We start from the raw sequence: 14,626 nt of genomic DNA, 5'->3' as shown, positions 1-14,626 counted from the left end.
CGGCTTAACGATGGTGCCCCAATGCTCTCTGATTGCACCGATATCGACCTCGCCTTCACCCCCGCCACCAATCTCCTGCCCATCTGCCGCCTCGAACCCACGTCCCGCGCCGAGGTTGCCGCCGTTTGGTTCCTGCTTGAGGGCGGCGGGCAGATCGAGCGGCTGGAGCAAAGCTATACACCGCTTGGGGCACACCGCTATGCCTGCGCCTCGCCGGAGTTCGAGGCCGAGTTAACGGTTGATCCCTGCGGCTTTGCCACCCGCTACTCCGGCGTTTGGGAGGGCGAGGTCAATGCGCAGTGAGCGACGCATAGGCCGCTTGGCCTTCACCCTCGCTCTGGCGCTATTCGCCTTCGCGCTGGGACGTTATCGGCTGGATATCTGGGTGGACGAGGCCGAATTGCCCCCCCTCATGGTCGAAACCTCTCCCGAGGTGCTGGCCCGCGATGGCAGCCTCTTGCGCGCCTACACGGTTTCCGATGGCCGCTGGCGGCTGCACAGCACTCTGGCCAAGGTTGACCCTCGCTACGTGGAAATGCTGCTCGCCTATGAGGACAAACGGTTCTGGAGCCATCCGGGTGTTGACGTGATGGCGATGAGCCGCGCGGTGGTGCAGGCGCTCTGGCATGGAGAGGTGGTTTCCGGCGGCTCAACCCTTTCAATGCAGGTCGCCCGCATCATGGAAGACGGGCCGACCGGCACATGGCAAGGCAAGATCCGCCAGATCCGCCTCGCGCTGGCGATGGAGCGGCGGCTGGGCAAACAGGCGATCCTTGAGCTTTACCTCAACCGTGCGCCCTTTGGCGGCAACCTTGAGGGCGTTCGCGCGGCGTCCTTCGCCTATTTCGGCAAGGAGCCACGTCGGTTGACGCCTGCCGAGGCCGCGCTGCTGGTGGCCCTGCCGCAAAGCCCTGAGCACCGCCGCCCTGACCGCCAGAATGACGCGGCCACCAAGGCCCGTGCTCGTGTGCTGTCTCGAATGGTTGGCAAAGGTGTTTTGCCTGCGGGTGAGGCTCGCGCCGCGCAGCGCGACCCCGTGCCTGCTCGCCGCCGTGCCTTTCCTTTCCTTGCGCCGCATCTGGCGGACAGGTTGCTCTTTGCCGCCCCGCTCGCAACCACCCACCGCACCACGCTGGACCGCCGCCTTCAGCTTGCGCTGGAGCCGCTCGCCGCCCGCGCGGCCCGCGATGTGGGAGAGGGGACTTCTATTGCCATCGTGGTCGCCGATCACACCACTGGCGAGGTGCTCGCCTCTGTCGGCTCCCCCGGTTACACCGATGAAACCCGGCGCGGCTGGGTTGATATGACCCGCGCCCACCGCTCGCCCGGCTCCACCCTCAAGCCGTTGGTCTATGGCCTTGCCTTCGATCAGGGCCTCGCCCACCCCGAAACGCTGATTGATGATCGCCCTATGGCCTTTGGGGCCTATGCACCGCAAAACTTCGACAAGCAGTTTCGCGGCACCATCCGCCTAAGCGAGGCACTGCGCCTGTCGCTCAACATCCCCGTCGTGCAATTGACTGAAGCGCTTGGCCCCGAGCGCCTGCTCGCCCATATGCGCCGTGCCGGGATGGACACGCGCCTGCCACGCGGCAAGCCTGGCCTTGCCGTGGCGTTGGGGGGCTTGGGCGTTACGCTGAATGACCTCACCCAGATGTATGCCGCCATCGCCCGTGGCGGCGCTTCAGTGCAACTTCACGCGCTGGCCGACGCCCCGCAGCCCGCGCCCCATCGCGTGCTTTCACCCGAGGCCGCCTGGCAGGTGACCCATATCCTCGCCCAGCTTCCCCCGCCGCGCCACAGCTCACACGGGCCGATGGCGTGGAAAACCGGCACCAGCTATGGCCACCGTGATGCCTGGGCGGTTGGTTGGGATGGGCGGCATGTGGTGGGTGTGTGGATCGGGCGGGCCGATGGTACTTCGGTGCCCGGTGCCTTTGGCGGTGATCTTGCCGCCCCCGTGGTCTTTGCCGCCTTTGACCGGCTGGGCGATGCCCGCACCCCCTTTGCCCCGCCGCCGCCCAACGTGCTGCTGGCCAACAACGCAGAACTGCCCCAGCCCTTGCGCCACTTCGCGTCGCGGTCGGCGGCGGCCTCGGCGCGCGCGGCCTCTGCTCCCAAGCTGGCCTACCCTCCCAATGGCGCTGCGCTGGAAACTGGCGGCGCTCTGGTGGTGAAGCTGCGAGACGGCGCGCCGCCCTTCACTCTCTTGGCCAATGGAACCCCGCTGGCCACCGGCCTCACCCGCCGCGAAATGGTGTTTGACTGGGCCGCGCCGGGCTTCCTTACCCTCACGGTGATCGACGCCAAGGGCCAAACCGCCCGTTCTGAGGTTGAGGTGCTGCAATAAAGGCGCGCGCCAGCCCGACGGGACGGTCAGGCGCACCTTCGGCTTGAGCCGGGTGAGGTTGCCCCCGTTACCGACGCATCTTCTGCAACAGTGTGTAGGAAGCAAAGCCATCCGGCACCACGCCAATCTTGGCCTGATAGGCCCTCAGCGCTGCCTTGGAGCGTGGCCCGATCTTGCCATCAATCCCGCCCGGTTCAAACCCGGCCTCTTGCAAAAGCCCCTGCAATTCCTTGCGTTCGGCACTGTTCAGCGCCCGGTCTTCGCGCGGCCACTCGGACACAAAAGGCACCCCGCCGCGGATACGGTCTGACAGGTGGCCGACGCCAATCACATAGGTATCCGCCGCGTTATACCGCGAGATCACCTTGAAGTTCTGATAGGCCAAAAGCGCCGGTCCCCGCGCGCCCGCAGGCAGCTTTAGCTCACTTGGCCCGTGGTCCGGGAGCGGCTCACCCTGCGCTGTCAAAATGCCCATTCCAGCCCAGTCAGCCGCTGCCTTCCGGCTCGTCCCGGCCAGCGCATAATCAAACCCCTTGGGCAGGCGCACCTCGATCCCCCAGGGCCGCCCCTCTTGCCAGCCCGCTTTGGCAAGGTAGGCCGCCGTTGAGGCCAGCGCATCCGCCGGGTCTTCGCCCCAGATGTCGCGCTTGCCATCCCCGGTGAAATCCACCGCGTAAAGCAGGTAGCTGGTGGGGATGAACTGCGTGTGTCCCATCGCGCCCGCCCAACTGCCCGTCATCTGGCGCGGGGGCACATCACCTGCGGCGAGTATCTCCAGTGCGGCGACAAGCTGCGCCTCAAAGAATGCGCCACGCCGCCCGTCATAGGCCAGCGTGGCGAGGCTTTCGACCAGATCACGCCCGCCCCGAAAGCTGCCATAGCTGGTTTCCATGCCCCACACGGCGGTGACAACCTCGGCGGGCACACCGTAAGCCTCTTCGATCCGGCCCAGCAAATCACCGTGCTCCAGCATCGCCGCTTGCCCATTCTCGATCCGCTTCAGCGATACGGCGCTGTCGAGATAGTCCCAGATTGCCTTGGTGAATTCCGATTGGTTGCGATCCCGCGCGATCACCTCGTCATTGTAGCGCACCCCGTCAAAGGCGGCGGTGATCACGCTCTCGGGGATGCCCTTGGCTTGGGCGCGCGCCTTGAAGCCTTTGATCCAACGCTGAAATCCAAGGTTCACGGGCTTTGGCGTTGGCGTGGTGTCCAGCCCCTCCGGCCTTGCCCCCGGACGCGGTGAAATCTCTACTGCGCTACCACCATCCTGCGGCTTGGTTTCACCCTGCGCGCCCACCTCACATGGCAATAGCATTGCCATGCCTGCCAGAAAAACTCTCATCATGATACTCGCCTGCCCGTGCTCTTGGCCCGTGTTTTGCCGCCATTGTAGCGCCAAAACCCTCCGGCCCAAAGCACTGTGCGCAGCTTCACGCGAAATTCAGCCGCGCCGCCTGCGGGCGACCTTACGGGCTTTGCTGGCCTTTGCCTTGGCCTTGCCCTCCTTGCGCCGCGTCGGGCCACCCTTGCCGGGCTTGCCACCCCCGCCGCGCCGCGAGGTGCGGCTGCCCTTGGCCGATGCGCCGCCCTCAACCGCCTTGCCATCAAGCTCCAGCAGATCAAGCAGCAGGCCTCCGGTCACCGGAACCGCCTCGGCCAGCTTCACCTTCACCCGCTGGCCCACCTTGATGATGCGACCACTGTCGGCCCCCATCAGCTCTTGTGCGTCGCCGTCAAAGTGAAAGTATTCGTTGCCCAGTGAGCGGATCGGAACCAAGCCGTCCGCGCCGGTTTCATCAAGCCGCACAAACACGCCAAACCGTGCTATCCCGCTGATCCGCCCTGCAAATTCGCTCCCCACCCGGTCAGCGAGATAGCTGGCAAGGTAGCGGTCGGTGGTGTCACGCTCCGCCGTCATCGAGCGTCGCTCGGCTTCGCTGATATGGGTCGCTGTGGCCTCCAGCGCCTCCACATCCTGCTCCGTCAGCCCGTCCTTGCCCCAGCCATGGCCGCTGATCAGGGCGCGATGCACGATCAGGTCAGAGTAGCGCCGGATCGGCGAGGTGAAATGCGCATAGGTTCCCAGCGCAAGCCCGAAGTGGCCAATATGCTGCGGGCTGTAGTAGGCCTGTGTCATCGAGCGCAGGGTCGACAGGTTGATCAGCTCGGCTTGGTCCGTACCAGCGGCCTGCGCCAGCAGCTTGTTGAGGTGCGAGGTTTTCAGCACTTGCCCCTTGGCGAGAGTCAGCCCGCTGGCCTGAGCGGTTTCCCGCAGCGCTTCCAGCTTTTCTGGCGAAGGCTCCTCATGCACGCGAAACAGAAGCGGGCGCTGGCGCTTCACCAGCTCCTTGCCGGCGCACACATTGGCGAGGATCATGAACTCTTCGATCAGCCGATGCGCATCCAGCCGGTCCTTGAACTGAACCGACTCAACCGTGCCATCTTCTGCCAGCACAATCTTGCGCTCCGGCAGATCAAGGTCCAGCGGCTGGCGGGCATTGCGGGCCTTTCGCGCGGCGCCATAGGCGGCGTAAAGCGGGCGGATCACATCGTCCATCAAGGGGCCGACCTTGTCATTCGGCGCGCCGTCGATTGCCTCCTGCACCTCGGTGTAGTTGAGCGAGGCTTGGGAGCGCATGAGGCCCCGGTGGAAGCTCCAGCCCACCAACTCGCCTGCGCTATCCAGCCGCATACGCACCGCGATACAGGCGCGTGGCACCCCCTCATGCAGGCTGCACAAATCACCTGAAAGGCGGTCGGGCAGCATCGGCACAACCCGGTCGGGAAAATAGGTGGAATTGCCGCGCTTCTTGGCCTCCCGGTCAAGCGCGGTGCCCGAACGCACGTAATGCGCCACGTCGGCAATCGCCACCCACACCACATGGCCGCCCTTGTTCTTAGGGTCGTCATCGGGCTCGGCAAAGCAGGCATCGTCATGGTCTCGCGCGTCAGCCGGATCAATGGTGATCAGCGGCAACTCGCGCAAATCTTCGCGCCCCTTGAGGCCCGCAGGCTTCATTGCGTCGGCCTCTTCGATCACCTCATCGGGGAAGGCATCTGGGATGCCGTGCTGATGAATGGCAATGAGCGATACTGCCTTGGGGGCCGAAGGATCACCCAGCCGCTCGACGATCCGCGCCTTGGGCAGGCCCATGCGGCCCTTTGGCCCGGCCTGCTCGGCCTCGACCAACTCACCGTCCTTCGCGCCCGAAGTGGCATCGGGTGCAACCGACCATTCGCGATCCGCGCCCTTGTCGATCGGCAGGATACGCCCGCCCTCGGCGCCCTTGCGAAACACCCCCAAAATGCGCTGCGGGTTGGTGCCTATGCGCCGGATCAGGCGGCCCTCATAGTGATGTGCCTCGCCCTTCACCTCCTGAAGCCGCGCCAAAATCCGATCACCCGCACCAAGAGCGGGATCGGAGGGGCGCAGCACCAGCAATATCTTCGGCTCAGCGCCCTCGCCCTGCCATTCCAGCGGGCGGGCATGCAGATCACCATCCCCATCCGGGGCCAGCACTTGCAGCACGCTGACAGGTGGCAGGCGATCCGGGTCACGATATGACTTTTTGCGCTTGGCCAAATGCCCCTCGTCCTCAAGCTCCCGCAGGATGCGCTTTAGGTCGATCCGGGCCGCGCCTTTGATGCCAAAGGCCTTGGCGATATCGCGTTTGGAAGACTGCTCGGGGTGTGCGGAAATCCAATCAAGAATTTCGGCTTTTGTGGGTATCTGCGACATACCCAAGCCGTAGCAGGCGGGGCAGGGGGGCAACAGGGGCATTTTCTCGTCCCTACCGCGATTTCTGCCAAACGGTGGTGATTTTCCTAGAGTTTCAGCACCATGGTGCGATGGGGGATGCCAACGCTGTCCCAAACCGGCCCCTCGGCCATAAAGCCAACGCGCTCATAAAAGCCAAGCGCATCTACCTGTGCGCCAAGCTCAATCCGGCTGATCCCGCCACGCGCCTTGAGCAACGCCACGCCCTCACGCATCAGCCCCGCCCCCAGCCCGGTGCCGCGCGCCTTTGACAGCACGCAAACGCGGCCAATCTTGCCTAGGTCACCTGCCTGCAACAGCCGTGCCGTGCCCATTGGCACACCGTCGACACGCGCCAGCAAATGGGTGGCTGTGGCATCCGCCTCGTCCTGCTCCAGATCGGCTGGCACACCTTGTTCGGCGACAAAAACCTGCATTCGGAGCGCAAGGCAGGCGGCAAAGTTCTGAGTTTCGCCGATCTCCACGCTGCTCATAGCGCCCGGCTCATCCGTTGGTGCGGGATGCCCGCATCATCAAATTCCGCGCCATGGGCCACAAACCCGAGCTTTTCGTAAAAGGGCAGGGCATAAACCTGCGCATCCAGCACCACTCGGCGCGATCCTTCGGCCTTGAGATGTGCAATACCGGCCTCAACCAGCGCCGCGCCCAGCCCGGTGCCGCGTGCTGCCTTCAACACGCAAATCCGCCCGATCCGCCCATCCTCGCCGGAAAAGATCCGCGCGGTGCCAACCGGCGCACCGTCTCTCACGGCGAGCAAATGCACCGCCGCGCCGTCGAGGTTGTCAAACTCTTCGGCCTCGGTGATCTTTTGTTCGCCTACAAACACATCACGTCGCAGCGCGTGGCAGGTGGCCAGATCATCGGTTGATGCAATGTGCGGCGTCACGCGAAAAAATCCGTGAGCATCCGTTGGTAGATCGCTTTCAGTGGTTCAATCTGCTCCACCCGCACGCGCTCATCCACCTGGTGCATCCGGTGCCCGACAAGGCCAAATTCCACCACCGGGCAGTGGCTTTTGACAAACCGCGCATCCGAGGTGCCTCCGGTGGTGGAAGGCTCGGGCCGCCGCCCCGTGACAGCCTCCACCGCGCCGCACACCAGGTTTGAAAGCTCCCCCGGCGGGGTCAGAAAGCTTTCGCCCGAAATCTTGATTTTCACCTCGACCTCAACGCCAAATTCCTTGGCCACCTTGGCGCCTTCGGCGTCCAGCCACGCGCTCAGGCTCTCGCCCGAGTGCTCGCCGTTGAAGCGGATGTTGGCGGCGCAGCGCGCCACGGCGGGGATCACATTGGTGGCCGGGTTGCCCACATCAATGCTGGTCAGCGCCAGGGTTGAAGCGTCAAAATGCGCGGTGCCCATGTCCAACTCACGCGAGGCCAGCCTGTCTGCCAGTCGGGCCACGGCGCTCACCGGGTTGATCGCGCGGTGCGGATAGGCGGAATGGCCCTGCTTGCCGCGGATCGTATACTGCGCGTTCATTGATCCACGCCGCCCGATCTTCATCATGTCGCCCATCTCTTCAAGGCTGGTCGGCTCGCCCACAATGCACACATCCATCCGCTCGCCTTGCTGCTCCATCCAGTCGAGCAGGGCGGTGGTGCCATCCAGCGCATCGGCCTCTTCGTCACCGGTAATGGCAAGGATAACCGCGCCTTCGGGTGGCGTTAGGGTGACAAAATCAATCGCGGCGCTCACAAAAGCCGCCACGCCGGATTTCATATCCGTCGCGCCGCGCCCGTAAAGCCAGCCATTATCTTCTACCGCGCCAAAGGGCGGGTACGTCCAGGCGGCCTCGTCGCCCACGGGCACCACATCGGTGTGACCGTTGAAGCCAAAGCACTTGCCGTTGCCGCGCTCGCCCCACTTTGCAAACAGATTGCTGATGCCGTTGCGATCCACCCGCGTGCAGGCAAACCCGGCAGCACTCAGGCGTTCTTCCAGCAGCTCCAGCGCACCGCCCTCTTCGGGCGTTACCGAGGGGCAACGCACCAGATCTTTTGTCAGCTCTACAGGGTCAGTCATCACTTGGCCTCCTACACGCCACTAGCCATAGCGCCAACCGCGCCGTGCCGCCAGCCACTACCCGGCTGTTGCATTCGGCCCACAGCCCTGCCCTGCCACACTGAAAAATACTGACAACACGCCAAATCCATGGCACTTTTTGACGAAACATAATTCGACCCGAGGCAGGGCGAGCAGTAGATTCGGCAGAACGAGGAAAACCTCGCAGCCCGGACTCATCCCAAACGGCGCTACCCCGGTGCCGATTCCTGCGCGTTTTCAGCCAACGGTCCCTTGAGGACATGGGCATGGTTGCGGCATCTGAACTCTCCATCAACACAAACGCCTCGGCGCTGCAAATGGCCGATGCAATCTTTGGTGACAGCGTCACAATCGTTTCGGCAAGCTATTCGGGCGACAACGACAGCTCTGGCATATTCTCGGGCGGCGATGCCACCTCACCGGGGGTGGTTCCGTCTGATAGCGGGGTGATCCTTTCAACCGGCCACGCAGAGGATTTTACCAACTCCAGCGGCCAAGCCAACCAAAGCACCAACACCTCCACCAACACCGGCTCGGGCTTTTTTAACACCGACGCCCCCGACAGTGACTTTGAGGCCATCGCCGGCGTCAGCACCTATGATGCCTCCTACATGGACGTTACCTTCATCCCCGATGGCGATGTGATGACCATGCAATTCGTCTTTGCCTCCGATGAATACCCCGAATACTCCAGCTCGGTTTACAACGATATCGTCGCCGTCTGGATCAATGGCGAGTATGTGGAGCTTGAGGTTGGCACTGGCGACACTTCGGTGACCAACGTCAACCAAAACGAAAACGTCAACCTTTACGTTGACAACACGAATGATGATTACAACACCGAGATGGACGGCTTCACCCTGACCATGACGCTCACCATCCCGGTGAACGCGGGTGAAGAAAACGATATCCGCATCGGCATCGCCGACACTTCCGACAGCACCTATGACAGCTCGCTGCTGATCGCCGGGGACTCGCTGCAAACCGATCTTGTCGCCATGACAGATGAGATCACCATCGGCACCGATTTCACCAAAACCGTGGATGTGCTGAGCAACGATGTGTCCTCCACCGGCGCTTCAATGACGATCACCCATATCAACGGCCACGCCGTGAGCGTGGGCGATAGCGTTACCCTGCAAACCGGCCAAACGATCACGCTCAACGCCGATGGCACGCTGAATGTGACCACCGACAGCGATGATGAGCTTATCAATTTCACCTATACCGTCGAAGACCCTGCCGGGGTGACAGACGTGGGCATCGTCCACCTTGATCAGGTGCCCTGCTTCGTGGCGGGCACCATGATCGTCACGCCGGAGGGCGAGCGCCCGGTTGAAAGCCTGGTGCCCGGTGATCTGGTGCTCACGCTTGATGACGGTCCGCAACCGCTGCGCTGGACCGGGCGGCGCTCGGTGGCTGCTGAGGGGGCAATGGCCCCGATCCATGTCCGCGAGGGCACCTTTGGGGCGCACCGCGCGCTCACCATCTCGCCGCTGCACCGCCTGATGATCCGCGACAGCCTTGCAGAGCTGCTGTTCGGCGAGGTTGAGGTGCTGGTCGCCGCCAAGGAACTGGTCAATGACTTCACTGTCACCCGCCGCGAGGGCGGCGAGGTGGAATACGTCCACCTGCTGTTCGACAAACATCAAGTGATCTGGTCCGAGGGTATGCTTACCGAGAGCTTCCTGCCCGGCACCCAGATGGCCGATAGCTTTGAAGCAGAGATCGTCGAAGAAATCTGCACGATCTTCCCCGAGCTCGATCCCGAAACCGGCACCGGCTATGGCCCCGCCGCACGCCGCCTGCTCTCGGGCTTGGAAGCCCGCCTTTATGCGGCGGAGGCGTCTGCCCGCGTGGCCTGAAGGCCGAGTAGGAGGCCTCTACACTGGTTTCCAAAGCACCTCGTGGCGGCGTTCAAGGGACCAGCCTCGGGCCTAACGTTTACGGCCCCGCGCCAGACCAAAGCTGACGGCGCTCATCTCCCCTCTACCACCCTCCTCCTGCTTCGTAAGCGGTAGAGGCCCCTTAAATGTGAGCGTGCGATAAGGGGAGGGATTTTGATCCTGATGTCGTAGAGCGCCCGTTTGCGTTCTTAGGCGGCGGTGGGTTTGCGGGGGCGTAGATACCAATACCAGATGCGATAGGCTTCCAGCAGCGCCAACGGTGTAAAATGGACGATGGCCGCGGCCGGGCTTCGCCAATTGTGCAGGGCGGCCCAGTGCAATAGGGTGAGCACGGCGGCGGCGTAAGTCCACCTTTGCAGCCATTTCCACCACCTGCCCATGATGCGCTGGAAATAGTTCATCGAAGTGAGGGCGAGGGGGATGAAGACCACGAAGGCGAGCCAGCCCGTCCAGATATAAAAGCGCGAAAGCTCGGAGAGGACGGTGGCGGTGGAGCCTTTGTCGACCAGGTAGAAGATCGTGTGCAGCGCGGCATAGCCAAAGGCGGCGACGCCGAAATAGCGGCGATTCTTCTTGAGCCAGCGGGGAAAGGCGGCGCTGCGAAAAAGCAAAACCAAGGGGGTGATCATCATGGTGATGATGAGAATGCGGGCCGACAATTCACCAGTGGGATGCACGAGGCGGTGGAAGATGCGGGCGTTATCCGAGGTAAGGGCCTGATAGGTCCAGAAAGCGGCGGGGGTTGTGAGCAAAGCCCAGAGCCAATACGGCGAAAAGCGAGACATGTGCGGAGCCTTTTGCGGGGTTTGATGGCGGTTAAACGGGCCGGGCCGGGCGTTCCGTCGCGGAATGTGCAACAGTAAGCTGCAAGACGCGCGGGAGTTTCGGGTGCGGCGCGGAACGTTGGGCGATGGGAGCGCCTGCAATCACGCGTCTGTGCCTTTCGCCCCCTTGCTCTTGCCTGCTCTTCCGACTAAACCGCCACCTGCAACCCAGCGTGCGATTCGTCGTGCGCTGTTTTGCGTTTCGTCCAAGACGGTGGGTGGCCCTCAGCCGAGAGCCTTAATTTCCTGCCTGAGACGGGTCAGACTGGTTTACCGGGAGGGCTATCCTCGGGCGAACTTGGTGTCAGCCCCGTAACAACGGACCTGAGTGTCGGACTTGTTCGACAAAACTGAGCCGGGCGGGGTTTCCTGCCCAAATTGGAGTGAAACTGTGGATAGAGCCCAGAAAGAGAAATTGGTCGACGAGCTCGGCCAGATTTTCGAAAGCTCTGGCGTTGTGGTGGTTTCCCACTACGAAGGCCTCACGGTTGCCGAGATGCAGGACCTGCGCGCGAAAATGCGTGAAGCGGGTGGGTCTGTACGCGTCGCCAAGAACAGGCTCGCCAAGATCGCCCTTGAAGGAAAGCCTTGCGACAGCATTGCCGACCTTCTCACGGGCATGACCGTTCTCGCCTATTCCGAAGATCCCGTGGCTGCTGCCAAGGTGATTGAGGCCTATTCCAAGGAAAACGACAAGCTCGTGATCCTCGGTGGTGCCATGGGTGAGAATGCTCTGGACGTCGCTGGTGTTAAAGCCGTGGCCGCCATGCCGTCTCGTGATGAGCTTATTGCTTCCATCGTGGGCTGCATCGGTGCCCCTGCTGCCAACATCGCCGGCGCCATTGGCGCACCTGCTTCGAATATCGCGTCCATCCTTTCGACTATCGAAGAGAAGGCCGCGTAAGGCAACGAATGAGGCCAGCGTAGGCAAGGATTGCCCAGCGTTGGAACACATCAAGAGATACGGAAAGCAAATCAAATGGCTGATCTGAAGAAACTTGCTGAAGAGATCGTGGGTCTGACCCTTCTCGAAGCACAAGAACTGAAAACCATTCTCAAGGACGAGTATGACATCGAGCCCGCCGCTGGCGGCGCAGTTATGATGGCTGGTCCTGCTGGCGGCGACGCCGGTGGCGCTGCCGAAGAGCAGACCGAGTTCGACGTGATCCTGAAGGCCGCTGGCGCCCAGAAGATCAACGTGATCAAGGAAGTTCGCGGCATCACCGGGCTTGGCCTGAAAGAAGCCAAGGAACTGGTTGAAGCTGGTGGCAAGGCTGTCAAAGAAGGCTGCGACAAAGCCGAAGCCGAAGACATCAAAGCAAAGCTCGAGGCCGCTGGCGCCGAGGTGGAGCTCAAGTAATACGGGGCCGCGCCTGCGAGGGTGTGGCACCGCATGACATTGGCTGGATCCGGGAAATCCGGGTCCAGCCGAACCTGTCTTAGAAAGGGCCTCGCGTGGGCCACCCCCAACCGGGGCCCTTTCTAAGGCGGAGTTCAAGGGATCGGGCGCCCGCCGGTGGGACGGCAGGCAAGTATGGGTCCCCTGAAAGCCCCTTCATTCGTGAGCCAAGCCCGGTCGGTGCCCCGACGACCGTGTGCGAGGCGACATACGAAAGGTATACGACCCTATGGCGACCCTCCTCGGCCAGAAACGATTCCGTACATATTTTGGCAAAATCCGTGAAGTTTTGGAGATGCCGAACCTCATTGAGGTTCAGAAATCCTCCTACGACCTTTTTCTAAAATCCGGCGACCAGCCTGAGCCCACCGATGGTGATGGCATCATGGGCGTGTTCCAGTCGGTATTTCCGATCAAGGACTTCAACGAGACGGCCATTCTCGAGTTCGTGAAATACGAGCTTGAGAAACCCAAGTACGACACTGACGAATGCCAGCAGCGCGACATGACCTACAGTGCCCCGCTCAAGGTGACGCTGCGCCTCATCGTGTTTGATGTGGACGAGGACACTGGCGCCAAGTCGGTGAAGGACATCAAGGAGCAGGACGTGTTCATGGGGGACATGCCGCTCATGACCCAGAACGGCACGTTCATCGTGAACGGCACCGAGCGGGTCATCGTTTCCCAGATGCACCGGTCACCCGGCGTTTTCTTTGACCACGACAAGGGCAAGACCCACGCCAGCGGCAAGCTGCTGTTTGCCTGCCGGATCATTCCTTACCGTGGCTCCTGGCTTGACTTTGAGTTTGACGCCAAGGACATCGTATTCGCGCGCATCGACCGTCGCCGCAAGCTGCCCGTGACCACTCTGCTCTACGCCCTTGGGCTGGACCAGGAAGCGATCATGGATGCCTATTATGATACGGTCGACTTCAAGCTGGAGAAGAACAAGGGCTGGGTCACCAAGTTCTTCCCCGAACGCGCACGCGGCACCCGCCCAACCTATGATATGGTTGACGCGGCCACCGGCGAAGTGATTGCCGAAGCCGGCAAGAAAATCACCCCACGCGCCGTCAAGAAGATCATCGACGAGGGCAAGATCACTGATCTGCTTGTGCCGTTCGATCACATCGTCGGCAAGTTCGTTTCCAAGGACATCATCAACGAGGAAACCGGCGCGATCTACGTGGAAGCCGGTGACGAGTTGACTTGGGAGCTGGACAAAGAGGGCGAAGTTTCGGGCGGTAGCCTGAAGGAGCTGCTCGACGCGGGCATCACCGATATTCCGGTGCTCGACATCGATAACATCAATGTTGGCCCCTACATCCGCAACACCATGGCGGCAGACAAGAACATGGGCCGCGATACCGCGCTCATGGACATCTACCGCGTGATGCGTCCCGGCGAGCCGCCCACCGTGGAAGCCGCCAGCAACCTGTTCGACAGCCTGTTCTTTGACAGCGAGCGCTATGACCTTAGTGCCGTGGGCCGCGTGAAGATGAACATGCGCCTCAACCTCGATGCTGAAGACACCATGCGCACCCTGCGCCGTGAAGACATAGTTTCGTGCATCAAGGCGCTTGTTGAGCTGCGTGACGGCAAGGGCGACATCGACGACATTGACCACCTTGGCAACCGCCGTGTGCGCTCTGTTGGCGAGTTGATGGAAAACCAGTATCGCGTTGGCCTGCTGCGCATGGAACGTGCGATCAAGGAGCGGATGTCGTCGGTCGAGATCGACACGGTAATGCCGCAGGACCTGATCAACGCCAAGCCTGCTGCTGCAGCGGTGCGCGAGTTCTTTGGCTCCAGCCAGCTTTCGCAGTTCATGGACCAGACCAACCCGCTTTCGGAAGTCACCCACAAGCGCCGTCTTTCGGCGCTTGGTCCGGGCGGCCTGACCCGTGAGCGCGCGGGCTTTGAAGTTCGCGACGTGCACCCAACCCACTACGGCCGGATGTGCCCGATTGAAACGCCGGAAGGGCCGAACATTGGCCTGATCAACTCGCTGGCCACCTTTGCCCGCGTGAACAAATACGGCTTCATCGAAACGCCTTACCGCAAGGTCGAGGACGGCAAGGTGACCGATGAGGTTCACTACATGTCGGCGACCGAGGAGATGCGGCACACGGTGGCACAGGCCAACGCGAGCCTGACCGACGACGGCGTGCTGGCCAATGATCTGGTGAACACTCGCCAGTCGGGTGAATACACCATGGCGCCGCGGGAAAATGTGGACCTGATCGACGTGAGCCCCAAGCAGCTGGTCTCGGTTGCGGCCTCGCTGATCCCGTTCCTTGAAAACGACGACGCCAACCGCGC

12 protein-coding genes are annotated in these 14,626 nt (G+C 62.2%); 6 read left to right on the top strand and 6 right to left on the bottom strand.

What is annotated here, in order from left to right; genetic code table 11:
* Together P1U55_RS14245 and pbpC are read left to right on the top strand one after the other, a co-directional pair.
* Nucleotides 1-303 (top strand): putative glycolipid-binding domain-containing protein (locus P1U55_RS14245; RefSeq protein ID WP_301048288.1); only part of this gene is annotated, 303 nt, incomplete at its 5' end.
* A complete protein-coding gene (pbpC, locus tag P1U55_RS14240; protein WP_301048287.1) occupies nucleotides 293-2,350 on the top strand; it encodes a penicillin-binding protein 1C in 2,058 nt (685 codons plus the stop codon). The genes P1U55_RS14245 and pbpC, both read left to right, overlap by 11 nt.
* Nucleotides 2,351-2,417: 67 nt before the next feature.
* Here pbpC and P1U55_RS14235 read toward each other — a convergent pair whose 3' ends face one another.
* The 5 genes from P1U55_RS14235 to dapE form a co-directional block, all read right to left on the bottom strand.
* Nucleotides 2,418-3,695, bottom strand: a complete 1,278-nt coding sequence (locus P1U55_RS14235) for a lytic murein transglycosylase (RefSeq protein WP_301048290.1) — start codon at nucleotides 3,693-3,695, stop codon at nucleotides 2,418-2,420.
* Nucleotides 3,696-3,794: 99 nt separating this feature from the next.
* Nucleotides 3,795-6,092, bottom strand: a complete 2,298-nt coding sequence (gene rnr / locus P1U55_RS14230; RefSeq protein WP_301048286.1) for a ribonuclease R — start codon at nucleotides 6,090-6,092, stop codon at nucleotides 3,795-3,797.
* 86 nt (nucleotides 6,093-6,178) lie between these two features.
* Nucleotides 6,179-6,604: a GNAT family N-acetyltransferase gene (locus P1U55_RS14225; protein ID WP_301048285.1), complete on the bottom strand. Its 426-nt coding sequence runs from the start codon at nucleotides 6,602-6,604 to the stop codon at nucleotides 6,179-6,181.
* Nucleotides 6,601-7,017 carry a GNAT family N-acetyltransferase gene (locus P1U55_RS14220; RefSeq protein WP_301048284.1) on the bottom strand — a complete coding sequence of 139 codons (417 nt, stop codon included), beginning with the start codon at nucleotides 7,015-7,017 and terminating at the stop codon, nucleotides 6,601-6,603. The genes P1U55_RS14225 and P1U55_RS14220 overlap by 4 nt, the downstream gene beginning before the upstream one ends.
* Nucleotides 7,014-8,156, bottom strand: coding sequence for a succinyl-diaminopimelate desuccinylase (gene dapE / locus P1U55_RS14215; RefSeq protein ID WP_301048283.1), 1,143 nt, complete (start codon nucleotides 8,154-8,156; stop codon nucleotides 7,014-7,016). Before dapE ends, P1U55_RS14220 begins: the two co-directional genes overlap by 4 nt.
* Nucleotides 8,157-8,440: 284 nt before the next feature.
* Between dapE and P1U55_RS14210 the strand changes: the two genes are divergently transcribed.
* Nucleotides 8,441-10,039 carry a Hint domain-containing protein gene (locus tag P1U55_RS14210; protein WP_301048281.1) on the top strand — a complete coding sequence of 533 codons (1,599 nt, stop codon included), beginning with the start codon at nucleotides 8,441-8,443 and terminating at the stop codon, nucleotides 10,037-10,039.
* 230 nt (nucleotides 10,040-10,269) lie between these two features.
* On the opposite strand, the gene P1U55_RS14205 is transcribed toward P1U55_RS14210, so the two are convergent.
* Entirely contained in the window at nucleotides 10,270-10,866 is a 597-nt protein-coding gene (locus P1U55_RS14205; RefSeq protein ID WP_301048280.1) for a ferric reductase-like transmembrane domain-containing protein, read from the bottom strand.
* A gap of 430 nt (nucleotides 10,867-11,296) precedes the next feature.
* Here P1U55_RS14205 and rplJ point away from each other — a divergent pair, with 430 nt between their 5' ends.
* The 3 genes from rplJ to rpoB all read left to right on the top strand — a co-directional run.
* Nucleotides 11,297-11,809 carry a 50S ribosomal protein L10 gene (gene rplJ, locus P1U55_RS14200; RefSeq protein ID WP_301048289.1) on the top strand — a complete coding sequence of 171 codons (513 nt, stop codon included), beginning with the start codon at nucleotides 11,297-11,299 and terminating at the stop codon, nucleotides 11,807-11,809.
* A 75-nt stretch (nucleotides 11,810-11,884) separates the two neighbouring features.
* Nucleotides 11,885-12,265: a 50S ribosomal protein L7/L12 gene (gene rplL / locus P1U55_RS14195; protein ID WP_301048278.1), complete on the top strand. Its 381-nt coding sequence runs from the start codon at nucleotides 11,885-11,887 to the stop codon at nucleotides 12,263-12,265.
* Between the two features lie 268 nt (nucleotides 12,266-12,533).
* A partial coding sequence (gene rpoB / locus P1U55_RS14190) for a DNA-directed RNA polymerase subunit beta (RefSeq protein ID WP_301048276.1) occupies nucleotides 12,534-14,626 on the top strand: 2,093 nt, incomplete at its 3' end.

The sequence above is a fragment of the Vannielia sp. genome (assembly GCF_029212645.1).
Classification (GTDB): Bacteria; Pseudomonadota; Alphaproteobacteria; order Rhodobacterales; family Rhodobacteraceae; genus Vannielia.
This window is presented reverse-complemented; position numbering and strand designations above follow the sequence as displayed.